Annotated in this window: 7 protein-coding genes and 1 pseudogene; 2 read left to right on the plus strand and 6 right to left on the minus strand. The window is 70.5% G+C overall.

Annotation, left to right across the window (positions count from 1 at the left end; all coding sequences use genetic code 11):
- The 4 genes and pseudogenes from ASG00_RS18995 to ASG00_RS12075 form a co-directional block, all read right to left on the minus strand.
- Positions 1 to 1,317, minus strand: a pseudogene (locus tag ASG00_RS18995) (histidine kinase dimerization/phospho-acceptor domain-containing protein); the annotation flags it as partial.
- A gap of 53 nt (positions 1,318 to 1,370) precedes the next feature.
- A complete protein-coding gene (locus tag ASG00_RS12065) occupies positions 1,371 to 2,591 on the minus strand; it encodes an MFS transporter (RefSeq protein WP_056209900.1) in 1,221 nt (406 codons plus the stop codon).
- A 91-nt stretch (positions 2,592 to 2,682) separates the two neighbouring features.
- Complete coding sequence (gene rpsA / locus ASG00_RS12070; protein ID WP_056209902.1) at positions 2,683 to 4,137, minus strand: 30S ribosomal protein S1; 1,455 nt, start codon at positions 4,135 to 4,137, stop codon at positions 2,683 to 2,685.
- A 190-nt stretch (positions 4,138 to 4,327) separates the two neighbouring features.
- Positions 4,328 to 4,936 (minus strand): hypothetical protein, encoded by a 609-nt coding sequence (locus tag ASG00_RS12075; RefSeq protein WP_056209904.1) that lies wholly within the window; start codon positions 4,934 to 4,936, stop codon positions 4,328 to 4,330.
- Between the two features lie 67 nt (positions 4,937 to 5,003).
- Here ASG00_RS12075 and ASG00_RS12080 point away from each other — a divergent pair, with 67 nt between their 5' ends.
- Positions 5,004 to 5,618: a MarC family protein gene (locus ASG00_RS12080; RefSeq protein WP_082483240.1), complete on the plus strand. Its 615-nt coding sequence runs from the start codon at positions 5,004 to 5,006 to the stop codon at positions 5,616 to 5,618.
- A gap of 193 nt (positions 5,619 to 5,811) precedes the next feature.
- Positions 5,812 to 6,300, plus strand: a complete 489-nt coding sequence (locus tag ASG00_RS12085) for an FBP domain-containing protein (protein WP_056209908.1) — start codon at positions 5,812 to 5,814, stop codon at positions 6,298 to 6,300.
- Between the two features lie 13 nt (positions 6,301 to 6,313).
- Here the strand turns inward: ASG00_RS12085 and ASG00_RS12090 are convergent, their stop codons facing one another.
- The gene (locus tag ASG00_RS12090; protein ID WP_056520035.1) at positions 6,314 to 7,075 is read right to left on the minus strand and encodes an SDR family oxidoreductase; all 762 of its coding nucleotides are present in this window, start codon (positions 7,073 to 7,075) and stop codon (positions 6,314 to 6,316) included.
- Positions 7,072 to 7,572 carry a GNAT family N-acetyltransferase gene (locus ASG00_RS12095; RefSeq protein ID WP_200930926.1) on the minus strand — a complete coding sequence of 167 codons (501 nt, stop codon included), beginning with the start codon at positions 7,570 to 7,572 and terminating at the stop codon, positions 7,072 to 7,074. Before ASG00_RS12095 ends, ASG00_RS12090 begins: the two co-directional genes overlap by 4 nt.
- Positions 7,573 to 7,700 lie beyond the last annotated feature (128 nt).

Here is a 7,700-nt window from a genome sequence, read left to right on the forward strand (position 1 = left end):
GGCGCTCGGGCGATAGGCGACGCCGCTGGCCCGCAGCATCTCGGCGACGTCGATGTCCTGCTGCGCCACGGTCAGGTCCGCCGACATCTCCGATCGACTCGAGGCCGTGAGGATGTCCGACACGATGCCGAGGAGTCGCTCGGCGTTGCGCTCCGCGACCTCCAGACTGCCGCGCGCGTGCGCCGGGACGTCGGGGTCGTCGATGGCGAGCTCGAGGTATCCGATGATCGAGGTGAGCGGCGTGCGAAGCTCGTGCGAGACGGACGCGACGAGCGAGTCGCGGGCGCGCAGAGCCGTGAGCTCGCTCGTGACGTCGCGGGAGACGATGACCGCCCCCGAGTCGGCTCCGTCGGCGGCGAAGGTGCGGCGCACCGACACGCTCAGCGCACGCCGGCGCGATCCCGGTGCGCCGAACCACACCACCTGGTTGTCGAACACCTCGCCCCGCGCGGCGCGCGCGAACGGGATGTCGTGCGCATCGAGCGGGGTGGCACCGTCGGCGGCGTAGACCGATGCGGTCCCGCTCGGGGTCGCGCTGTCGGCGACCCGCGCCGCGCGCTGCAACCGGTCGTGCGCCTCGTTCGCGACGGTGATCGAGCCGTCGGCGCCGAGTCGGAGCACGCCGAAGTCGATGGTGTCGAGCACCTCCGCCAGCAACACCTCCTGTCGGAGGGAGCGCTGCAGGGTGATGGACATCGCATCGCGCTGACGGGAGAACAGCCGACGCTGAGACGCGAGCTGTCGGGCACCGACGAGGCTGAGCGTCGCCACGATCAGGAAGACGAGCGGTGTCGTGATGGTCGCGAACCCGAGGGTCTGTCTCGCGTCGATCGTGGGGAGGATCACGAACAGCCCCACCACCGAGACGAGGGAGACGAGATACCCGGTAGCCCCGAAGAACACCGACAGCCAGATCACCGGCAGCACGAGCATGCCGCCGATACCGGCGGTGGGCGCCGCCTGCCGCATCACATAGATGGCGACGACGTCCAGCAGCGGAAGCGCAAGGCTCGCCCACGCGTTCAGACTCCCCCACGGAACGATGAACGCGGCGCACGTGGCCCCGAACAGCAGCACGAGGCCGACGGCGAACAGGCCCACGTCTCCCGGCAGCGGGAACAGGAACGTCCAGAGCGCGAGCAGGCCGATCGCCGCGAACAGCGTCGTCTGCAAGACGATCACTGCGCGCGCGCGAGCGCTCTCCAGCAGCGGAGGCAGACTGAACATCGTGACCGCCCGATGCAGGATGACCTGCAGGACGTCGTTCGCCTGGCTCCCCGGCGGAGTCGACCCCTCTCCTGCGCCAGTTGACGGCATAGTGCGACGTTACCGCCCCGAGACCCTCCGTGCCGACCGATCCGACGGGCGCGTCATGACGCCGCCTGCACCGGGCGGGCGCCGCGGCCCGGGAGGAGCGTCAGAGCGATGAGGGCGGCGGTCAGCTCCAGCGCGATCACGGCGGCCGCGAGGGCCGGCCAGCCGAGACCCGCGAACACCAGTCCGAGTGCCCAGCCGAACAGACTCGACCCGATGTAGTAGCCGAGGTTGTAGAGCGCGGATGCCTGCGCGCGACCACCGGGCGCCGCTGACACGGGCGCCCAACCCGACGCGATCGCGTGCGCCGCGAAGAAACCTGCCGTGAACACGAGGAGCCCGACGATCACCACCGGCAGCGACGGAACGACGGTGAGCGCGATGCCGACCACGAACATGCCGATCGAGGCGACGAGCACCCGACGCCGGCCGTGCCGTGACGCCAGCCGGCCCGCCCACGGCGAGGAGGCCGTGCCGGCGAGGTAGGCCACGAAGATCAGGCTCACGAGCCAGGCGGGCACGCCGTACGCCGGACCCGCGAGCTCGAAGCCGAGATAGTTGAACAGCGCGACGAACCCGCCCATCAACAGGAATCCCTGCGCGTAGAGCGCCCATTGCATGCGGGAGCGCAGGTTGCCGACGAGTGCCGCGCGCACACGGGTGAGGGTCAGAGCGGATGCCGCGGCGAACCCGCGCGCACGGGGCGCGAGCACGAGGAAGAGCACCGCCGAGCCGGCGCACACGAGCGCGACCACGAACACCCCGATGCGCCAGTGACCGAGCTCCCCGAAGGGACCGGCGATGATGCGTCCGGCGAGTCCGCCGATCGTCGTGCCGGCCACGTACGATCCCGCCGCCGCGGCCGTATGCCGGGCGTCGACCTCCTCGGCGAGGTACGCGAGCGCGAGGGCGGGCACCGCTCCGAGAGCGATGCCCTCGACGAGGCGCGCGGCGAGCAGCAGCGGCAGCGTGGGCAGCAGCGGCGCAAGCAGTCCGAACAGGGTCGCCGCGGACACGCCTGCGGCCATAGCCGGCACGCGGCCGATGCGGTCGGCGACGATCGACCAGGGAAGAACCGCGACCGCGAGGCCGAGAGTGGCCGCGGACACCGACAGTGCGGCGCCCGCGGCCGACACGGAGAAGTCGGCGGCGATGAACGGGAGCACGGCCTGCGGCGAGTAGAGCTGGGCGAAGGTGGCGACGCCGGCGAAGAAGAGCCCGGCGAGCAGGCGCCGGTAGGACCTGCTCCCGGGAAGGTGCCCCGAGAAGTCCGTCACCCCTTCACGCTACCCGTCTCGGTGCCCCGGACGACGACGCGGGCCGGAGCCCGTAGGCTCCGGCCCGCGTCGTGCTGCGGAATGGTGCAGGTCAGTTGCCGGCGAGCTTCTCACGAAGCGCGGCGAGAGCCTCGTCGTCGGCGAGAGTGCCCGAGGGGCCCTCATCGCTCGAGAAGGAGGACGGTGCGGCGTCGACCGAGCCGAAGCCGGCGGCCTCGGCCTCGAGCGTCTTCGCGACCTGGGACTTGTGCGCCTCCCAGCGCGACTGGGCGGCAGCGTATTCCTGCTCCCACTTCTCGCGCTGCTCCTCGAAGCCTTCCTTCCAGGCGTTGGTCTCCGGGTCGAAGCCCTCGGGGAACTTGTACTCCCCGTTCTCGTCGTACTCGGTGGCCATGCCGTACAGGGCCGGGTCGAACTCAGTGCCGTACGGGTCGACCGACTCGTTCGCCTGCTTCAGCGAGAGCGAGATGCGACGACGCTCGAGGTCGATGTCGATGACCTTGACGAAGACCTCTTCGCCGACCGACACGACCTGCTCGGCGAGCTCGACGTGCTTGCCGGAGAGCTCCGAGATGTGCACGAGGCCCTCGATGCCGTCAGCGACGCGCACGAACGCACCGAACGGCACGAGCTTGGTGACCTTACCGGGCGTGACCTGGCCGATCGCGTGCGTGCGGGCGAAGACCTGCCACGGGTCCTCCTGGGTCGCCTTGAGCGAGAGCGACACGCGCTCGCGGTCGAGGTCGACCTCGAGGATCTCGACGGTGACCTCCTGGCCCACCTCCACGACCTCGCTCGCGTGCTCGATGTGCTTCCACGACAGCTCGGACACGTGAACGAGACCGTCCACACCGCCGAGGTCGACGAACGCACCGAAGTTGACGATCGACGAGACGACGCCCTTGCGGACCTGACCCTTGTGCAGGTTGTTGAGGAACGTGGTGCGCGACTCCGACTGCGTCTGCTCGAGCAGGGCGCGGCGCGACAGCACGACGTTGTTGCGGTTCTTGTCGAGTTCGAGGATCTTCGCCTCGAGCTCCTGGCCGAGGTACGGCGTCAGGTCGCGCACGCGGCGCAGCTCGATGAGCGAGGCGGGGAGGAAGCCGCGGAGGCCGATGTCGACGATGAGGCCGCCCTTGACGACCTCGATGACCTGACCGGTCACGACACCGTCGTTCTCCTTGATCTTCTCCACGTCGCCCCAGGCGCGCTCGTACTGCGCGCGCTTCTTGGACAGGATGAGGCGACCTTCCTTGTCCTCCTTCTGGAGGACGAGCGCCTCGACGTGGTCGCCGACCTCGACGACCTCGTTGGGGTCGACGTCGTGCTTGATGGAAAGCTCGCGCGAGGGGATGACGCCCTCGGTCTTGTAGCCGACGTCGAGGAGAACCTCGTCGCGGTCGATCTTCACCACGGTGCCTTCGATGAGGTCGCCGTCGTTGAAGAACTTCAGGGTCTTCTCGACCGCGGCCAGGAAGTCCTCGGCAGATCCGATGTCGTTGATCGCGACCTGCTTGGTGGCCGGGGCGGTCGTTGCAGTAGTCATGTAGTGGGGTGTCCTAGTGGAGGGTGTTCTGGCCCCGGCACGCGTGTCTGCCCACGAGAAGCGGAGAGTTTTCGCGACGCCGCACGCCACGAGAGTGCGAGCGGATGCTTCGAGCCGGAGCGAAGCGGATTGTTGGCGTCCTCACGGGCGCGCGCGCAAACGCGCGTCACGTGGGTGACGCCTCAGGATATCAGAAGCGATCGGATGCCGCAGAGGTGCCGGGCCACCACGCCGGTAGGAGCGCTCTGGCCCGCTCGGCGGCCTCCGCCGTCTCGCGGTCGTCGACACCCGCGAAGGCGCGGATGAACGCGGCGACGCCGGCTCCGATGTACGCGGCCGCCTCACGGCGGGCCGCGGCATCCGTCGGCGCACCCGCGACCGCGCGGGCGGTGAAGGAGTGCAGCGCGATCTCGGCGCGGTCGGCGAGCCGCTGTGCGAGCATCCCCCCGAACACAGCGCCGGTCGGGCCCCCGAAGAGCGCCCGGTAGACGTCGCGCTCGGCGACGACCGCGTCGAGTGTGTCGACGAGTGCCGAGGTGTAGACGACCGCCAGCGCCTCGGCGTCGCCGCCCTGGGCGTCGGCGTCGACGGTGCCGAGTCGGTCGATCTCGCCGGCGAAAGAGCGCATCGCGAAGTCGAGCACATCGGTCGCGTGCCCGTAGAAGGTGGTGCGGTGCACGCCGGCCTCGCGGCACAGATCGGAGACGGTGATCTGGTCAAGGCGCCGCTCTCGCAGCAGGGCGCGCAGCGCCGCGTCGAGCGCGGCGCGGGTGCGCACCTGGCGGGGGTCGTCGGCCATCCACCCATCATGGCGCCAATGACCGCCGATGCCGCGAGCTCGACCTCCCATCCGCCACAATGTGGGGGTGATCACCGTCTTCATCGCGACGCTCGCCGCCCTCCTGCCGATCACGAACCCCGTCGGCGCCGTCGCCGCGTTCGCCGGACTCACGTCGAGATTCGACGCACGCACGCAGCACGCGCAGGCGTGGCGCACGGGCCTCTACGTCGGCGGCATCCTCGTGGTCTTCACGGCGATCGGCACCGTGCTGCTCTCGGTGCTCGGAATCAGCCTCGCGGCCCTGCAGATCGCCGGCGGACTGGTGGTGATGCACGCCGGATTCGGCATGATCGTGCCCCGGGTCGTCGCGACCCCCGACGAGCAGACCGAAGCCCAGACCAAGGCCGACATCAGCTTCTCCCCCATGGCCCTGCCGCTGGTCGCCGGGCCAGGTGCCATCGGCGTCGTGATCGGGCTCGCCGCGCGCAACCCCGACGTCCTCGACCGGGTGGCGATCGCCGCGGCATCCGTCGTGATCGCCGTGGTCGTCGCCCTCGTGCTGCGCTACGGCACCCCGCTGGTGGACAAGCTCGGACCGACGGGGATCGGGGCGCTCACCCGGGTGATGGGCTTCCTCATCCTCGCGATCGGGGTGGAGCTGGCCATCCACGGCGTGCTCGCCGCCGTCCCCTCGCTCTGATCCGCGCGGACACCGGCGGGCATAGACTGCCGCCGTGAACAACGGGAAGACGACGCCCTCGGGCGTGAGGAGGTCGCCGATGCCCCGTGCATCGGCATCGACGGCGCGCTGAGCGCCTTCATCGCGCGCACCTCTGCAAGTGCGCACCTCTTCCGCCGGCTCGCCGGATCGTCAATCTCGAAAGGCCTTCTCCATGCGTCCCCTCGACGACGCGCGCCTGCGCGCGTGTCTTGTCAATGCCTCCCTCTCCGAGCGGAAGAGCCTCGTGCTCCCCGACGATCTCGCCGGCCGAGACTGGTCCTCGCTCGACTTCCTCGGCTGGCGCGACCGCCGAGCGCCCCTCGTCGGCTGCGTCGTCGCCGACATCGACGGCGAGCCCGTCGGGGTTCTGCTGCGTGAGGCCGAGACCCGCACGCGCAGCCGCCCGCAGTGCTCATGGTGCTCCGACGTCGAACTTCCGAACGACGTGGTGCTCTTCACCGCACGCCGAGCGGGTGCGGCCGGGCGTCGCGGCGACGGGATCGGCACGCTCGTGTGCGCACGATTCGAGTGCTCCGCGAACGTGCGCCGACGCCCCTCTCGCTCGTTCGCCGGGTTCGACCCCGAGCTCGCCCGCACCGAGCGCATCACCGCGCTGCGCGCGCACGTCGACGCGTTCGTACGCGAAGTCGCGAGTCGCTGAGGGGTGGGCCGACTCAGCGGGTGCGCTGCGTCGCGAGCCAGGCGTCGAAGTCGATCGTGCCGACGATCAGCGGCGCGTCGAGCGCCGCGTCCGGCAGGTTCGCACCGTCGCGCATGCCCTTGAGCTGATCGGTCGCCGCGGGGATCGGAAACCGGATCCCCCGGTGACCGGCCGCGCGTGCCCACGCCTTCACGAGACGCGGAAGCTCCTCGACGCGGGGGCCGGCGACGTGACGGATGCCACCCGCCTCCGCGTCCTCGACGGCGTCCACCAGGATCTCGGCGAGCTCTCCCAGATCGACAGGCTGCAGGCGCGCCGGGAACACCGCGTGCACCGGGCCCCATCCGCCTGACGACCAGATCTGCCCGGCGAACTCGTGGAACTGTGTCGCGCGGACGATCGTGTGCGACACGGACGCGTCTGCGTAGACCCGTTCCTGTGCGAGCTTGCCGGCGTAGTAGCCGTGGGGGTTGCGGTCGATGCCGACGATCGAGAGCGCGACGACACGCGTCACACCGTGCTCGGCCGACGCGCGCACGATGTTCGCGGCCGCTGCCCGGAAGAACTCCGTCGCCTCCTGCGCGTGCAAGGTCGGCGTGTTCACCGCATCGATGACCGCATCCGCTCCGGCGAGCGCCTCACGCACCTGGCCGAGGACGAGCACGTCGACACCCGTCGCCCGCGACAGGGCGAACACGTCGTGCCCACGGCGGGTGGCGGCATCCACGATCCGTCGACCCGCGGCACCCGTGGCCCCGAAGACCGCGACCCTCATCGCGTCGCCACCGCGTGCAGAGCGGCGCCCGACAGGCGCTGCGTCGTCCATTCGTCCATCGCCACGGCCCCCAGTTCCCGATAGAAGCGGATCGACGGTTCGTTCCAGTCGAGCACCGTCCACTCGAGGCGGGTGTAGCCCCGCTCCTCGCACACGGCGGCGAGCGCGGCGATGAGTGCCGTACCGTACCCGCTCCCGCGGTGCGCCTCGTCGACGAACAGGTCTTCCAGCCAGATCCCGTGACGACCTGTCCACGTCGAGAAGGTGACGAACCAGAGGGCGATACCGACGATCACGCCGTCCTTCTCGACGACATGCGCGAAGGCCTGGGGCTGCGCGCCGAAGAGGGTGCCGGTGAGGTCGGCGAGCGTGGTCTCGACGGCGTCGGGCTCGTTCTCGTAGACCGCGAGCGCATGGATGCTCGCGAGTATCCCCGCCTCATCGCCCGGCCGCCCCCCGCGCAGCACGGCCCCGTCCCCCAGCGTGTGCTCGCTCATGGGCCGAGCGTACCGAGCGGCTTTGCGAGAATCGACAGCGACGCGTCGAACCGGCGAGGAAGGACATCGGATGCCGCACCCCACCCGCACGCGCCTTCCTGCTCCGCTGCGGCGGGCGGCAGCGGAGG

Source organism: Microbacterium sp. Leaf351 (assembly GCF_001423825.1).
GTDB classification, from domain to species: domain Bacteria; phylum Actinomycetota; class Actinomycetes; order Actinomycetales; family Microbacteriaceae; genus Microbacterium; species Microbacterium ginsengisoli.